Annotated in this window: 14 protein-coding genes; 7 read left to right on the top strand and 7 right to left on the bottom strand. The window is 63.8% G+C overall.

The window, feature by feature from the left end; genetic code table 11:
* The 5 genes from GT590_RS14380 to GT590_RS14535 all read left to right on the top strand — a co-directional run.
* A partial coding sequence (locus tag GT590_RS14380; RefSeq protein WP_205217244.1) for a hypothetical protein occupies window positions 1-183 on the top strand: 183 nt, incomplete at its 5' end.
* Between the two features lie 88 nt (window positions 184-271).
* A complete protein-coding gene (locus tag GT590_RS08635) occupies window positions 272-1345 on the top strand; it encodes an endonuclease/exonuclease/phosphatase family protein (RefSeq protein ID WP_015760828.1) in 1074 nt (357 codons plus the stop codon).
* 245 nt (window positions 1346-1590) lie between these two features.
* Complete coding sequence (locus GT590_RS08630; protein WP_161171008.1) at window positions 1591-2496, top strand: papain-like cysteine protease family protein; 906 nt, start codon at window positions 1591-1593, stop codon at window positions 2494-2496.
* 139 nt (window positions 2497-2635) lie between these two features.
* Complete coding sequence (locus tag GT590_RS08625; RefSeq protein ID WP_009304258.1) at window positions 2636-2842, top strand: helix-turn-helix transcriptional regulator; 207 nt, start codon at window positions 2636-2638, stop codon at window positions 2840-2842.
* Between the two features lie 267 nt (window positions 2843-3109).
* Window positions 3110-3250 (top strand): hypothetical protein, encoded by a 141-nt coding sequence (locus GT590_RS14535; RefSeq protein ID WP_227791434.1) that lies wholly within the window; start codon window positions 3110-3112, stop codon window positions 3248-3250.
* A 47-nt stretch (window positions 3251-3297) separates the two neighbouring features.
* On the opposite strand, the gene GT590_RS08615 is transcribed toward GT590_RS14535, so the two are convergent.
* Window positions 3298-4101, bottom strand: a complete 804-nt coding sequence (locus GT590_RS08615; protein WP_009304256.1) for an MBL fold metallo-hydrolase — start codon at window positions 4099-4101, stop codon at window positions 3298-3300.
* Window positions 4102-4365: 264 nt separating this feature from the next.
* Here GT590_RS08615 and GT590_RS08610 point away from each other — a divergent pair, with 264 nt between their 5' ends.
* A complete protein-coding gene (locus GT590_RS08610; RefSeq protein ID WP_086414516.1) occupies window positions 4366-5427 on the top strand; it encodes a PTS transporter subunit IIC in 1062 nt (353 codons plus the stop codon).
* A 92-nt stretch (window positions 5428-5519) separates the two neighbouring features.
* Here GT590_RS08610 and GT590_RS08605 read toward each other — a convergent pair whose 3' ends face one another.
* The 6 genes from GT590_RS08605 to trxB form a co-directional block, all read right to left on the bottom strand.
* Entirely contained in the window at window positions 5520-6353 is an 834-nt protein-coding gene (locus tag GT590_RS08605; RefSeq protein ID WP_009304254.1) for a purine-nucleoside phosphorylase, read from the bottom strand.
* A gap of 462 nt (window positions 6354-6815) precedes the next feature.
* Window positions 6816-7853, bottom strand: a complete 1038-nt coding sequence (locus GT590_RS08600) for a HemK/PrmC family methyltransferase (protein WP_086414515.1) — start codon at window positions 7851-7853, stop codon at window positions 6816-6818.
* A gap of 104 nt (window positions 7854-7957) precedes the next feature.
* Entirely contained in the window at window positions 7958-8644 is a 687-nt protein-coding gene (locus GT590_RS08595; protein ID WP_086414514.1) for a hypothetical protein, read from the bottom strand.
* A gap of 1 nt (window position 8645) precedes the next feature.
* Window positions 8646-9980, bottom strand: coding sequence for an AAA family ATPase (locus tag GT590_RS08590; RefSeq protein WP_161171007.1), 1335 nt, complete (start codon window positions 9978-9980; stop codon window positions 8646-8648).
* A gap of 159 nt (window positions 9981-10139) precedes the next feature.
* Window positions 10140-11213, bottom strand: a complete 1074-nt coding sequence (prfA, locus tag GT590_RS08585) for a peptide chain release factor 1 (protein ID WP_009304252.1) — start codon at window positions 11211-11213, stop codon at window positions 10140-10142.
* Between the two features lie 140 nt (window positions 11214-11353).
* Complete coding sequence (gene trxB, locus GT590_RS08580; RefSeq protein ID WP_009304251.1) at window positions 11354-12328, bottom strand: thioredoxin-disulfide reductase; 975 nt, start codon at window positions 12326-12328, stop codon at window positions 11354-11356.
* Between the two features lie 208 nt (window positions 12329-12536).
* Here trxB and msrA point away from each other — a divergent pair, with 208 nt between their 5' ends.
* Window positions 12537-13754, top strand: a complete 1218-nt coding sequence (gene msrA / locus GT590_RS08575) for a peptide-methionine (S)-S-oxide reductase MsrA (RefSeq protein WP_161171006.1) — start codon at window positions 12537-12539, stop codon at window positions 13752-13754.
* The last annotated feature ends 159 nt before the right edge of the window (window positions 13755-13913 follow it).

The following is a 13913-nucleotide window of genomic DNA, read 5'->3' as shown; positions in this document are numbered from 1 at the left end:
CCCCCCCCCCCCCCCGAGTTCTCCATAATTTATAAGCTTCTCCATCATCTCAATCTTGACGGACGCCGCGAGGTCTCGATGTCGCTTTGCAAGGCATGCGGCCAGCCGCTCGTCTTTCCGACGCATCTCGCTCAGACGGAAAAGGCGTTCGTGCGCCCGAAACGGGCGTTCATGGCCATTTGAAAGATGAGCGGCGATTTTCCGTCACACGATGACGATTCGGATGATAAATTGGTATCTGCAAATATCCGAAAACAAAGCAGGAGCGATTATGAACCCGGCACCGGCGCATAGCAAAACGACCTCGACGCAGCGGCCCCGACGCTCCCCCGTCCGCATAGCGATATCGACGCTGCTATGGGCGGTCACGGCATGCGTTGTCGTCATCATGGCCGCACGCTTCGCACCTTCAGCCCTGAGCAACGGCAGGCTCATCCCGGAGGCGGCAGCATTCATCCCGTGGCTGGCCCTTCTCAGCGTCCTCGTTCTCATAATCGCAGCGTTGACCAGGCGGAAAGTACTTTCCGCCGTCACCGTTCTCTGCCTTGTCTGCCAGATCGTGTGGCATGTCGGCTTCTTCTTGCCCGCGCCCCGCATCGCCGAGGAGGCGGTCGAAGCCGTCCCGGAGCAGACCACCCCGCGAGACACCGTCATGCGCGTGATGACGCTCAACACGAAGAACGGAAACGCCGATGCCGAGCAGATCGTCTCGATCGTCCGCGACCAGCACGTGGAAGTACTCGCCATGCAAGAGGTCAGCGGCTCGCTGATCGAACGGCTTTCCGCCGCCGGACTGGACGAGCTTTTGCCCTCGCGCGTCATCGGCTTGGCAGGAGCGGGCGACAACGGCGGCGTCAACGTCATCTACACGCTCGCGCCCATGCGCAACGCTTCGGAAAGCATCTTGCCCCTCACCGGATCTGCCGTGCCGGCCTGCACGATAACCGCCGGATCCCACGAGGTGCGCCTCGTCAGCGCGCATCCCACATCGCCCAAGACGGGCACGCTCGGCTTCTGGAACGAGAGCCTCACCAACTTGGGAACCTTGCGCCGATACAGCGATGAATACCTGATCATGGGAGACTTCAACTCCACCTGGGATCACTCCCGCTACCGCAAGATGCTGGGAGACACGCTGGTGGACGCCTCCGAGCAAGCGGGCGAAGGCTTCCACATGACGTATCCGTCGGAACCCCACTATGCCATGGTTCCCGTGCCGCCCATGATCGAGATCGACCACATCGTGTACTCGAAGAACAGCGGTATGTCCGTCGGCGATCTCGAGACCGTCAACGTGCAGGGCTCGGACCACTTCGCCCTCCTCGGAACCTGGGTGATCGAGTAACCGAAGCCGGAAACTCGTCCTCCCCGGCGCACCTCCATCATTTCGAATACCTTTGCATCCCAGCCGATAACTTGTCGGATTGCTGACCGATCGCCCATAGAGGGGAAACGATCGTCCCAGCTCGCACGAGAAACCCCATACGGCGACTAGACTCGCCTCACGCGAACGAACCCGAGAACCGCTTCCCGCCGAGCGCGAGGAGCGGTTCGACCTATCTTCACCCCTCTATCCGAAAGGAGGCGTTCATGCCGTATCGAGGCTTACTCTATTTCGTTTCCCAAAGCGCCAGCTCCGATTACCGCTCCGACCCGTACGCGACGGAACGCCGCAGCCTCCCGAACCGCACGCACGGCATCCGCTACGCATCCGCGCCGAAACGTTCCACCTGCATCAGGACCTACGCTCCCTCCGAGACGGTGCGCCCCGTATGCGCAAGCTCAACCACCGCCGCCAGCCAAGCAAGCCGAAGCGTCGAGCCGCAGCGCATGCTCAAAGCGGTGTTCGCCATGGTGCTCGTCGCCGTCCTGTCTGCGTTTCTCGGAATCTTCGCCGCGCACGCCCTGTCCGCCGCGATCGACGACGGAGCCTTTCCCCTCATAGGATCGGCCGACGCCGCCACCGCCGAAGACGGCTTCAGCACCCCTCGATCGTCATGGGAACAAGGCGTCGTGCCCACCCTGTATCAGGACGACCCGCAATGGGCCGATCGCCCCTACGGATCGAGGACCGTCGGCGATGCGGGCGCCGCCCCGCTGTGCCTGGCCATGGTGCACATCGAAGCCACCGGGGACGCCAGCGTGGGGCCCGTCGAAGTGGCCTCCCTCTCGCAGAGCAGCGGCTATGCCGACACCGTTGAAGCCACCGGGCTCCTGACCGACGGCGCAGCCCAACTAGGGCTCGCATCGCGGGAGATCGATGCGAACGAGTTGGCCATGCGACGCGAGCTCGTGGGAGACCGTCCCATCATCGCCTCCATGAAAGCAGGCTCGTTCGGATCGTCGGACACCTACATCGTGGTCACCGGCATCGACGAGCACGGCGAACTGGCGGTAGTCGATCCGCTCAGCCGCGATCGGACAAGCCGCCATTGGACGTTCGACGAGATCATCTCGCAAGCCACCGGCCTCTGGTCCTACACGGCGGCCGAGTAAAGTCCGCCGCTCTCCCCGCCATTCAGCGCGCCCGATGGGCGCGCTTTTCTTTTATGGAAAGCATGCTTTACATTGCTGGCGCAGGGGTCTATACTTGATGGAAAGCTAGCTTTACATATTCGCATCGGAGAGGAGCGCCATGGAGAACCGGTTGGAGGAGATCCGCAAGGCGCGCGGCATCAAGCAAGAGGATCTCGCGTTGGAGCTGGGCGTGTCGCGCCAGACCATCAGCTCGCTCGAGAAGGGACGCTACAACCCTTCCATCCTGCTCGCGTTCAAAATAGCCCGCCGCTTCGGCTTGCAGATCGAAGACGTGTTCATCTACCAGGAGGAAGACCATGAATAGGAAGTCCGCTGCCCTCACGCTGTCCATCGGAATCGCCTGCGCGATCGTCGCCGTCGCGCTGGCTCTCGACCTCGGCGGGATCTCCTCGGTCCTGCCCATCGCCGCGAAGGGCGTGTGGGGCTTCGCCGGATGCGCGGCCGCGCTGCTCGTTTGCGGCGCCTTCGCGCTGGCCCACAAGCCCACGCCGCAGCAGATCATCGAGCAGGGCGACGAGCGCAATGCGCCATCAACGGGAAAGCGGGACTGCGCGCCTTCGAGGCGTTCTCCGTGCTCGCGCCTTTGGCGGCGCTCGCGCTGTACGCCTTCGAGCAGATCAGCACGGCCGGCGTGCTCACGATCATCGCCGTCGAGGTCGTAGCCTCGATCGTCTATTTCGCGCAGATCGCCCGCATGCAGCGGATCATGTAGCGCTGGCTCAGGATCCGGCCCTCCTGTCATCCTGAGCGGAGCGCGCCTCAGCGCGCGCTCATCAGCATGGTCTGGTACGCGACCTGCACCGTTGCCGGATGCCCGGCGCGCCGAACCACAGCGGTCAGCGCCTCGCCGGGCAGACGGTACGTGTTGTTGTTCTGCGAGATATGCATGGCCACCACCTGCTCGAGCGCGTCGCTCAACAGCGCCTCCAGCTCGTCTGCGGCCTGCACGTTCGACAAGTGGCCCGTATCCGAGCCCACGCGCCGCTTCACCGGATACGGGTAGGGCCCGTCTTTGAGCATCTGCACATCGTGGTTGCTCTCCAGTGCGAGGATGCGCACATCGCGCAACGCCTCGTCGGCCTCGCCGGTGACGATGCCCGTGTCGGTCATGAACCCCACCGCGTCTCCGTCGGCCTCGACCCGGAACCCGCACGACGATGCCGCGTCGTGAGACGTGCGGAAGGCGTGCACCTGCATGCCCGCCAGCGACAGCGCGTCGCCCGAGGAGAACGCCCGTAGGTCGCATGCGCCCTCCAGCACGATGATCTCCTTGCTGGCCGCGCGCACGGCGTCGTCGGCGAACACCGCGGGCTCGATGCCCAGCTTCGCCAGGCCGCGCAGCACCACGCCGAGGCCCTTCGTATGGTCGGTATGGTCGTGCGTGATGAGGACGGCCTCGAGGTTCGCCGGATCGAACCCGGCCTCGTCGCAACGCGCGAAGAAATCGCGCTTGCAGATGCCGCAATCCACGAGAACGCCCTTGCCCGTGGCGGTATCCTCGACTACGGCCGCGTTGCCGCGGCTTCCGCTGGCCAGCACGTGCAATGCAAGTCGTTGGTTCATAGGGTTCGCTTCCCGCATCTCTTCTCGGTGTCTCAGTCGGCCTCCGATTGTACCCGAATGCGCGCCCCTCGCGCCCCGCATCCCCAAACGCTCAAAAGGGCGTCCCGAATGGCACGGTCCCTGCTCGGGTTTTTCCTTTCAAAACGCGCCGCGCGCAGGCGGAATTGCCGCCGATCGGGAATCAACGGTTCCCCGCGCCGCCCGTTTCGCCTACTATGGTTCCTCATACGAACATGCAGGTCGAACCAAGGGGGACGGGGCATCATGGCATCAACTGTCGCAGCATTTCTGGAGCGCAAGGATATCGAGGTCACTTTCCAACGCTACGCCATCGACGCGTTGTCGGCCATGGCGCAGGGCCTGTTCGCTTCGCTTCTCATCGGCACCATCCTGAGCACCGTGGGCGATCTTTCGGGCTTGGCGTTCTTCAACCAAATCGGCACGTTCGCCAAAAGCGTGGCGGGGCCGGCCATGGCCATCGCCATCGGATACGCGCTGCACACCCCGCCGCTCGTGCTGTTCTCGCTGGCCGCCGTGGGCTTCGCCGCCAACGACGCAGGCGGCGCGGGCGGTCCCTTGGCCGTGCTGGTCATCGCCGTGGTCGCCTCCGAGCTGGGCAAGGCCGTGTCCAAGGAGACGAAGGTGGACATCATCGTCACGCCCGCCGTCACCATCCTAGGAGGCTGCGGCCTGGCGCTGGTCGCGGCGCCGTGGATCGGCGCGCTGGCCTCGTCGGTGGGCGGGTTCATCATGTGGGCCACCGAGCTGCAGCCCTTCTTCATGGGCGTCATCGTGTCGGTTGTCATCGGCATCGCGCTGACGCTGCCCATCTCGTCGGCGGCCATCTGCGCCGCTCTCGGGCTGACGGGGCTCGCGGGCGGCGCGGCGCTGGCAGGGTGCTGCGCCCAGATGGTGGGCTTCGCCGTGCTGAGCTTCCGCGAGAATCGCTGGGGCGGCCTGCTGTCGCAGGGCCTGGGGACCTCCATGCTGCAGATGGGAAACATCGTGAAGAAGCCGCTGGTCTGGGTGCCGGCCATCGTCGCCTCGGCCGTCACCGGGCCGGTGGCCACGTGCGTGTTCCAGCTGAGCCAGAACGGACCCGCCGTGGCATCGGGCATGGGAACGTGCGGGCTCGTGGGCCCCATCGGCGTGTACACCGGCTGGATATCGGGCATGGAGGCCGGGGCGGCCGCGCCCGGCGCGTTCGACTGGATCGGCCTCGCGCTGGTCTGCTTCGTTCTGCCGGCGCTTATCGCCTGGGCCGTGGGCGCGCTCATGCGCAAGGCCGGCCTCATCGCCGAGGGGGATCTGCTGCTGGAGGCGTAAGACGCCAGCGCGGAGCGCCGGCGCTTGCGCAGCCGCTCGCGCCGGCGCTCCCCCTTCGCAACCGCTCCTTCGCGGCGGCTCCCCCTCTCCTACTACAGCTGCTCGACGATGCCCGTGATCAGGCGCGAGAAATCGCCCTCGCGCGTCTTCGCCACGTCCAGCACCTCAAGCCCCGTGGGGCTTGCGCCCTCGATGCCGCAGCCCATGTTCGACACCAGCGAGATGCCCAGCACGCGCATCCCCACGTGCCGCGCGGCGATGACCTCCTCGCACACGCTCATCGCCACCGTATCGGCGCCCCACGAACGGAACATGCGGATCTCGGCCGGCGTCTCGAAGCTGGGTCCGAGCGCGCCCAGGTACACGCCCTCTCGCACCCGCACGCCGCGCTCGGCCGCCACGTCGTGGGCGATGGCGCGCAGCTCGGGGTCGAACGCGTCCAGCATGGAGAAGAAGCGGTCCGACAAGTTCGCCGGGTCGGGCGCGGCGATGGGATTGCGCCCCGTGAAATTGATCTGATCGGCCATGATACAGAAATCGCCCACCTCGTAGTTCGGGTTGAGCGCACCGGCCGCGTTCGTGGTGATAAGCGTGCGCACGCCCAAGCGCTCCATGAGCCACACCGGGTAGGCCACCTCCTGGGCGCTGTTCCCCTCGTAGGCGTGCAGACGACCCTGCATGGCCAGCACGCACTTGCCGCCCAGCGTGCCGCAGACGAAGCGGCCCACATGGCTTTCGGCCGTGCTCGTCTTCATGCGCGGCACCTCCGCGTAGGGGATGCTCGCCGCATCGGCGATCTCGTTCGCCAGCGGATTCAGGCCCGAGCCCAGCACGAGGCCGATCGTCGGTTCGCGGCCTTCCAGCCGCTGGCGCAGCACGTAGGCCGAAAGCGTCAGGTTGTCGTCGAGGATGTTGCGTTCAAGCATGGAAGCCCTCCGTTCGTAGGTTCCGTCCTATTATAGCCGTCCACGCGCGAGTGTCCGGGACGGACGGACGCTCGCAGCAGCGATCTCGGCGGGTTCGGCACGGGTTCGGCAGGTCCGGCGGGTTCCACGAGCGCCGATTTTGCGCGGAGGCGGCGCTGGCGGGCCTCGCGCACCGTTTCGCTGGGGTCACGTGCGGCAAAATCGAGGTTTTGGCACCGACGACCCGCTCGGGCACCGCGTTTTGCAGGGATCGCGAACCGCGACCTGGGGTTTCGCTTCGGCATCCTTCGAAGAAGGAGCTGGGAACCAGCCGATGACTGCCAAAACCTCGTTTTTGCCGCACATCCGAGGGCGAAACCGTGCAACCGGCAGCGCATAAGCCTGTCCCGCCCGCGCGGGACGCCGCGTCCTGCCGGAAGCGCCGGGGCTCGCGCGGAAACCGCGCCGCCCCGAAGATCCGTCCTACACGGCGCGCTTTCGGGCGGTGAGGACGCGGGGGCGCCCGGCGAGATCGGCCGTGACGCGAACATCGGAGAAGCCGGCTTCTTCGGCGAGGCGGGCGGCCTCGTCCAGGCAGGTCTCGTGCAGCTCGAAGGCGAAGCCGCCGCCCTCCTTGAGGGCGCGGCGGCACCAGGGAAGCAGGCGGCGCAGCACGTCGAGCCCGTCGGCGCCGCCGTCGAGCGCGAGCGCAGGCTCGAATTCGGCCACCTCGCGGGGGATGTCGTCCATGACGGCCGTGGGCACGTACGGCGGATTGGACACGACCAGGTCGAATGCGCCCATGAGCGCAGGATCGACGCCCTCGCCCAGATCGCACGACAGCACCTCGACGCGATCGCCCAGATCGAGGGCAGCCACGTTGTCGCGGGCGAGCGCGACGGCCTCGGGCGCGATGTCCGTGGCCACCACGCGCGCGAGCGGATGCTCGCAGGCGACGGAGCAGGCGATGCAGCCGGAGCCGGTGCAGAGGTCGGCCACGAGGAGCGGGGCGGGCTCGGGAACGGGTTCACCCGGGGCGACGCCCGGCGTCGATCCATCCTCGGCGACGCCCTGGTCGGCCGTTCGCTCGGGGCGTTGCTCCCCGGCTTCGCCTTCCGGCCAAGTGGCAGGGGGAAGGTCGTCTTCCGACCATGCATGCTGCGCCACCCGTTTCGGCACCGGCGGCAGCAAGGCCAAGGCATCGCTGACCAGCACCTCGGTCTCGGGGCGCGGGATCAGCACGCCGGGGCGAACCTTCACCGTGATATGGCGAAAACCGACCTCGCCCGTGATGTACTGCAGAGGCTCGCCCTTGCCGCGGCGCGTGACGTAGGCGCGCAGCACATCGCGCTCCCCCATCGACAGCGGCTGCTCGAAATTCGCGTACAGCTCGATGCGGGAAAGGCCGGTCGCCTCGGACAGCAGCCACTGCGCGGACAGCCGTGGGTTCTCGTCGCCCTTGCGCTCGAGGTAGCCCACCGTCCAATCAAGGGCGGCCTGAATGGTCCAGATGTCGTTCACTATCTTACTCTCCACATCAAACGTCATGTAAAACTAACAGGTCTGTCTTTCATTTCAGAATATTGCCTGGTCGATCTTAATTAAAATCTAAAACCTGTACGTTTTCATAGGTCAAATATGACAGGTTCGAACACGCGGCGTCTCAGCTCGCCCAGATCGAAAGGGACCTGCGCTTCGATCTGCGCCATATCGAGCGATTCAACGAACCCTCGAGAACGCTCTCCTGCATGATAGGCGCCACGTCTTCCCGACAACTGAAACAGTCTGCGAAGCTTATTCTTGCCGTTCCTGCCTGAAGGAACCGGAGTGTCAGGCGCAAGAAGCAACCAGGCAAGAACGCCTGCATAATCGCACATAAGAACATCTTCGATATCAGCTTCGGCGGCCAAATCGAAAACGTTTTCTGCACCTTCCTCGATTTCCTCACGCAACCGAGCCCAGTCGCCTTCACGAAACTTGGAGACGGGATGATTATACTCGTCGGCGTCATAGCAAAGAAAAACACTCCACGGAACAGCCGGGAACTTCCCTTTGCAAGCTCGATTGAACCAAGCTCCCGCGTTGGGCATCTGGGTTATCGTGTCCATGCTATGAAACATGACGAGCCGCTCTCCGTGTGAGCAGCCTCGAATCACGAAGCACACATCCCCGTCCAGCAGCTCTTTATCCATATGAGCAGGTGGACAAGCATCGCAGCATCGCTCCAAATACACTTGATAGAACATCTTTTCGGTCGCGCCCTCCACGATAAGCGCGATGCCCCGCTCGAACGTCCGAACACTACCGGTCATGTCAATCCTCCAAATAAGAGGACAAAACCAACGCTCCATCCTCGTCGGAGGACATCAAGCTGAAAAGATACTCGCCGAATCCGAATCCACGCTCTCGCGCTGCCTTCATAAGAGAGGGCATAGCCTGGTCGCGCACTTTCTTGAACGAAGCGATTCCTTCCTCATTCGGCACGCCGACGTACAGGCATCTCGGCTTCAAATACTGGATCAAATACGGAGAATGGCTGGTGACGATCATTCCTGTATTTCCAAGATTCTCGTCAATGATCTCCAACAACTCTTGAATCATGCGAGGATGGATACTCGTTTCGATCTCTTCGACACCGATCAAGCTCGCGCCCTGTCTACCCGTAATGACAACGTTGGCAATAAGCCAGATCATGCGCTTCGTTCCCGTGGACATCATCGAGATATTCACCGGCTGATTCAAATGCCTGCTGGAAACGCTCACTTTGTACAGCTCATCTCTGATATGGAAAGGAACGCCATCGCTTCGAAGGCCATCCGCCCCTTCAGGAGAGACAGTCGCGCCAAAGAAGCCGAGACGGTCCTTTGTCTCCTGACGAACCTCGTAAGCGTTCACGGAGATGTCCTCGAAATCGGGAAACAATGCAAGCACTGCATATCGAAAGGTTTCGAATCGTTCCGGATCGGCAAGCTTAAGCCGATAGAGCGCACGAGGAAGATCGTCATCGTCAAACATGACGCCCTGTTCTTCGGAAGACGAATCGACGAACTCGAACGGCACCGAACTGTATCGGCCCGCAGCGTCAAGAGAATCGCATACGCCGCATGACACCTGCTTGATCAGCCTGATGGCAGGATTGATGTCGATGTCGTCAATGGATGTGAGAACATCGATCGCAAGTTGCGAGCCTTCAAGGTTCATCGAGCGGAAATAGCGGGTATCATGGCTTGCTCGAAACTTCCCCTCGGACCTTTTCAAATAACTCGACCATAAACCACCGCGTTTGGAGTTGATCTCAAGGGTTTCATCGACGATAGAACGACCTCCGCCATCGTCTTTCGCCCAAGCAAAAGAGAATCCGTAGCGCACAAAACGGTATTCGCCCAGATCAGGATCCTCCAATTCGATGGCAAACGTGAAGCAATCGTCAGCGAGCTTAGGAGAAAGCGGCATGCATCCCACAACCCCCATCATGTTCGAACGTTCGCGAAGGCTCGCCTGCATAAAATCGATTGCAAAGGAGATAGCATCGAGCACGTTAGTCTTCCCATAATTGTTCGCAGAAACCAGGCCGACGATTCCTCCCAGCTCGAACGTCGTTTTCTCGATATTCCTAAATCCGCCGACGGTGATGCTCAAAATTCTCATACGGCCTCCTTGTGCGTTATTCAGCTAAGTATAGTAAGTGAATAGCGTGAAAAGGATGCAAATCAATAAAACCTGCAACAAAAATGTTACAGGTTTTAGAGAATGCGAGCCCACCCCGCAGCGTCGGCAGGTTCCGCCGTTCGCAGAACGGCGGAACCCTTAGACCGCGGCTTCCAGCTTCTGCGCGCGGTCGGCGGCCTGCAGAGCGGTGATCACGTCTCCCAAGCCGTCGCCCAGAAGCACGCCGTTGTACGTGCCGTTGAAGCCGATGCGGTGGTCGGTCACGCGATCCTGCGGGCCGTTGTACGTGCGGATCTTCTCGGAGCGGTCGCCCGATCCGATCTGCGCGAGGCGCTTCGCGCCCTCGGCGGCCTGCTGCTCGGCCAGCATCTTCTCGTACAGACGGGCGCGCAGCACGGCCATGGCCGCGATCTTGTTCTGCAGCTGCGACTTCTGATCCTGCGACTGCACCACGAGGCCCGAAGGCAGGTGCGTGATGCGCACGGCCGAGTCGGTGGTGTTCACGCACTGGCCGCCCGGGCCGCCGGCGCGGTACACGTCGATGCGCAGATCGTTCTCGTTGATCTCGACCTCCACCTCGTCGGCCTCGGGCAGCACGGCCACGGTGGCCGTGGAGGTGTGGATGCGGCCCTGGCTCTCGGTCTTCGGAACGCGTTGCACGCGGTGCACGCCGCTCTCGAACTTCATGACCGAGTACACGTGGTCGCCTTTGACCTTGAACTGGATCTCCTTGAAGCCGCCGGCTTCGGAGGCCGACATGTCCATCGTCTCGGTCTTCCAGCCTTGCGCGCTCGCGAACCGCTCGTACATCTTGTACAGCTCGCCCGCGAAGATGGCCGCCTCGTCGCCGCCGGCAGCTGCGCGGATCTCTACGATGATGTCCTTGTCGTCGGCCGGGTCGGCCGGGATCAGCATGAACTTGATATCCTCTTCGAGCGCCGGCAGCTTCGCCTCGATGCCGGCGATTTCCTCCAACGCGAATTCCTTCATGTCCGGATCGGCCAGCATCTCCCTGGCTTCGGCCAGATCGTCGGCCGCCTGCACGTACTCGCGCGCCTTCTTCGCCAGAGGACCCTGGTTGGCGTACTCTTTGGCCAGGCGGTTGTATTCCTTCTGATCTGCGAGGACTGCCGGATCGCCCATCTTCGCCTGCACATCCTCGTAGGCTTCGATGATCTTCGTCAGCTTCTCGCGCATATCGTTATCCTGCATGATGGGTGCTGTCCTTTTCGACGTGGTTCCCGTGCTCGCGCGCCCCGCGCGCCAAGAACGCCCGCTCCAAGCATGCGGAGCGGGCGCCTATGCTGTAACTGGTTTATGATAGCAGATCGACCGTCGATCCGCATCTTATCCTAGATCGCCAGATACTCTGCGGCCTCTTCGGCGCAGACGGCGCCGTCGGATACCGCGGTCACCACCTGGTGCAGGAACTTCGTGCGCACGTCGCCCGCGGCGAACACGCCGGGCACCTCGGTCGCGCACGACTCATCGGCCACGATGTATCCCGTTTCGTCGCACTGCAGCGCGCCGCCCAGAAACTCGGTGTTGGGCTCGGTGCCCACGGCCACGAACAGGCCGTCCACCGCGATGTCGCGCTCCTCGCCCGTCTCGAGCATCTCGAGGCGCACGCCGGCCAGCTTGCCCTCGTCGGCCACGAGCTTGCGGGGCACGGCGTTCCACACGAACTCGAGGTTCGGCAGGTCCTCCAGGCGCTTGTGGTAGATGGCCGTGGCGCGCAGCTTGTCGCGACGGTGCACGAGGTACACCTTCTTGCAGATGCGCGACAGATAGATGGCGTCGCCTGCGGCCGTGTTGCCGCCGCCCACCACCATGACCTCCTTGTCGCGGAAGAAGTTGCCGTCGCACGTGGCGCAGTACGACACGCCGCGCCCTTGCAGGTCCTCCTCCAGCTCGAGTCCCAGCTTGCGCGGGCGCGCGCCCGTGGCGATGATCACGCTCTTGGCGCGGTACTCGTTGAACGCGGTGGTCAGAACCTTCGGGTTCTGGGTGAAGTCGACCGACACCACCTCTTCGCCGACGTTGCTCGCGCCGAAACGATCGGCCTGCTGCTTCATAGCGAAGGCCAGTTCGAAGCCTCCCGTTCCCTCGGGAAAGCCCGGGTAGTTCTCCATGTGCTCGGTCTGAGCAAGCTGTCCGCCCGGCGAGATGCGCTCGAACAGCACCACGTTCAAGCCTGCGCGCGCGGCGTACAGTCCCGCCGTGAGCCCGGCCGGACCGGCTCCGATGACGGCGACGTCGATGACGTCGTTCGTCGATGCCGCCTTGCACGCGGCAGATGTTTCGTTGCTCGCGGTTTCCTCGGTCATGCATGCCTCCTGGTTTCGCGGGTATCCGTGTTTTCCGAGTGTAAGTATAAGGTACGTCGCCTAAATGTCACAAACTTGGCACCAATATGCGCTAAAACGGCAGGAACGGAGCGCGACCGGCAACGCATGCGTGACGGATTCCAGCATGCGCCCCGCGTCCGCCCCCTCCGCACTACCATGAATGCGATCGCTATCGAAAGGACCGGGCATGAATCACGCGAGCAACATGACGAACGCGGATTCGGCGGAGAGCGAAACCCCCGCCGAGCTACGCACCCTGTATCTTGCCGGAGGATGCTTCTGGGGGCTCGAAGCCTATCTGAAACGACTGCCGGGCGTTCGCGGAACCGTCGTCGGCTACGCGAACGGTTCCACCGAGAACCCCAGCTATCACGACGTATGTCGCTGGAACACGGGTCACGCCGAAACCGTGGCCGTAACCTACGACCCGCGCGTGCTGCCCACCGACGTGCTGCTGGACGCCTTCTTCGAGGCCATCGACCCCACGTCGGTCGACCGTCAGGGAAACGACCGCGGCACCCAGTACCGCTCGGGCATCTATTGGACCGACGAGGCCGACCTGCCCGCCATCGAGGCGTCGCTGCTGCGCCAGCAGGCGCGCTATACGAGCCCCATCGTCACCGAGGTGGAGCCGCTCGACGGCTTCTACCCCGCCGAGGAGTACCACCAGAACTACCTCGAGAAGAACCCGGGCGGCTACTGCCACATCGACGTTCGCAGCGCCGACGCGTTCGCCGAACGCATGGGACTCGAGGAAGGCCGGGCCTGCGTGCAGGTGGACGGGCTGTGCGAACCGCTCGCGTTGGGCGAGGGCGCCGCGACGGCGGGCGCGGTCGAGCGCGAGAACATCCCCGCGCCGTCCGTGTCGCGTCGCGCAGACGGGCCGCGCGACGAAGACGGCCTTGCAGATGCGGACGTGGACGCGCTCATCCGCGAGGCGGGCTACGCCGCCCCCTCCGACGACGAGCTGCGCCGCATGCTGTCGGCCGACCAGTACCGCGTTACGCGCATGAACGCTACCGAGCCGCCCTTCCGCAACGCCTACGACCGCACGTTCGAACCAGGCATCTACGTGGACGTGACCAGCGGCGAGCCGCTGTTCGCCTCGTCCGACAAGTTCGATGCCGGATGCGGCTGGCCCGCCTTCTCGCGCCCCATCGCGCGCGAGGTGGTCACCGAGCGCCTCGACCGGACGCTGGGCACCTATCGAACCGAGGTCCGCAGCCGTGCGGGCGATGCTCATCTCGGCCACGTGTTCACCGACGGCCCGGCCGAGACGGGCGGGTTGCGCTACTGCATCAACAGCGCAGCGCTGCGCTTCGTGCCCTACGCGCGCATGGATGCCGAAGGCTACGGCTACCTCAAGCCCCTCGTCGAGAAAGAGCTCGACTCCGCATCATCCTGAGCGAAGCGACGGCGGGCGACAGCCCCCTTGTCATCCTGAGCGAAGCGGCGAAGCCGAGGGATCCCGTGCGGCGCCAGCCGTGAGATTCCCCGCTGGCGCCGCACGGGATCCTTCGCGTCCCCGCTGCGCGGGGCCTCCCTGCGCTCGCTCAGGATGACA

The sequence above is a fragment of the Eggerthella sp. BIOML-A1 genome (assembly GCF_009875595.1).
In the GTDB taxonomy this organism is placed as follows: domain Bacteria; phylum Actinomycetota; class Coriobacteriia; order Coriobacteriales; family Eggerthellaceae; genus Eggerthella; species Eggerthella lenta.
The sequence above is the reverse complement of the archived record's forward strand: the minus strand, read 5'-3'. Positions and strand labels throughout refer to the sequence as shown.

Excerpts from the sequence above, each read along its gene's own strand:
- GT590_RS08635 (WP_015760828.1), top strand. The coding sequence starts at position 272 with ATGAACCCGGCACCGGCGCATAGCAAAACGACCTCGACGCAGCGGCCC.
- GT590_RS08630 (WP_161171008.1), top strand. The coding sequence starts at position 1,591 with ATGCCGTATCGAGGCTTACTCTATTTCGTTTCCCAAAGCGCCAGCTCC.
- GT590_RS08625 (WP_009304258.1), top strand. The coding sequence starts at position 2,636 with ATGGAGAACCGGTTGGAGGAGATCCGCAAGGCGCGCGGCATCAAGCAA.
- GT590_RS08615 (WP_009304256.1), bottom strand. The coding sequence starts at position 4,101 with ATGAACCAACGACTTGCATTGCACGTGCTGGCCAGCGGAAGCCGCGGC.
- GT590_RS08610 (WP_086414516.1), top strand. The coding sequence starts at position 4,366 with ATGGCATCAACTGTCGCAGCATTTCTGGAGCGCAAGGATATCGAGGTC.
- GT590_RS08605 (WP_009304254.1), bottom strand. The coding sequence starts at position 6,353 with ATGCTTGAACGCAACATCCTCGACGACAACCTGACGCTTTCGGCCTAC.
- GT590_RS08595 (WP_086414514.1), bottom strand. The coding sequence starts at position 8,644 with ATGACCGGTAGTGTTCGGACGTTCGAGCGGGGCATCGCGCTTATCGTG.
- GT590_RS08590 (WP_161171007.1), bottom strand. The coding sequence starts at position 9,980 with ATGAGAATTTTGAGCATCACCGTCGGCGGATTTAGGAATATCGAGAAA.
- prfA (WP_009304252.1), bottom strand. The coding sequence starts at position 11,213 with ATGCAGGATAACGATATGCGCGAGAAGCTGACGAAGATCATCGAAGCC.
- trxB (WP_009304251.1), bottom strand. The coding sequence starts at position 12,328 with ATGACCGAGGAAACCGCGAGCAACGAAACATCTGCCGCGTGCAAGGCG.
- msrA (WP_161171006.1), top strand. The coding sequence starts at position 12,537 with ATGAATCACGCGAGCAACATGACGAACGCGGATTCGGCGGAGAGCGAA.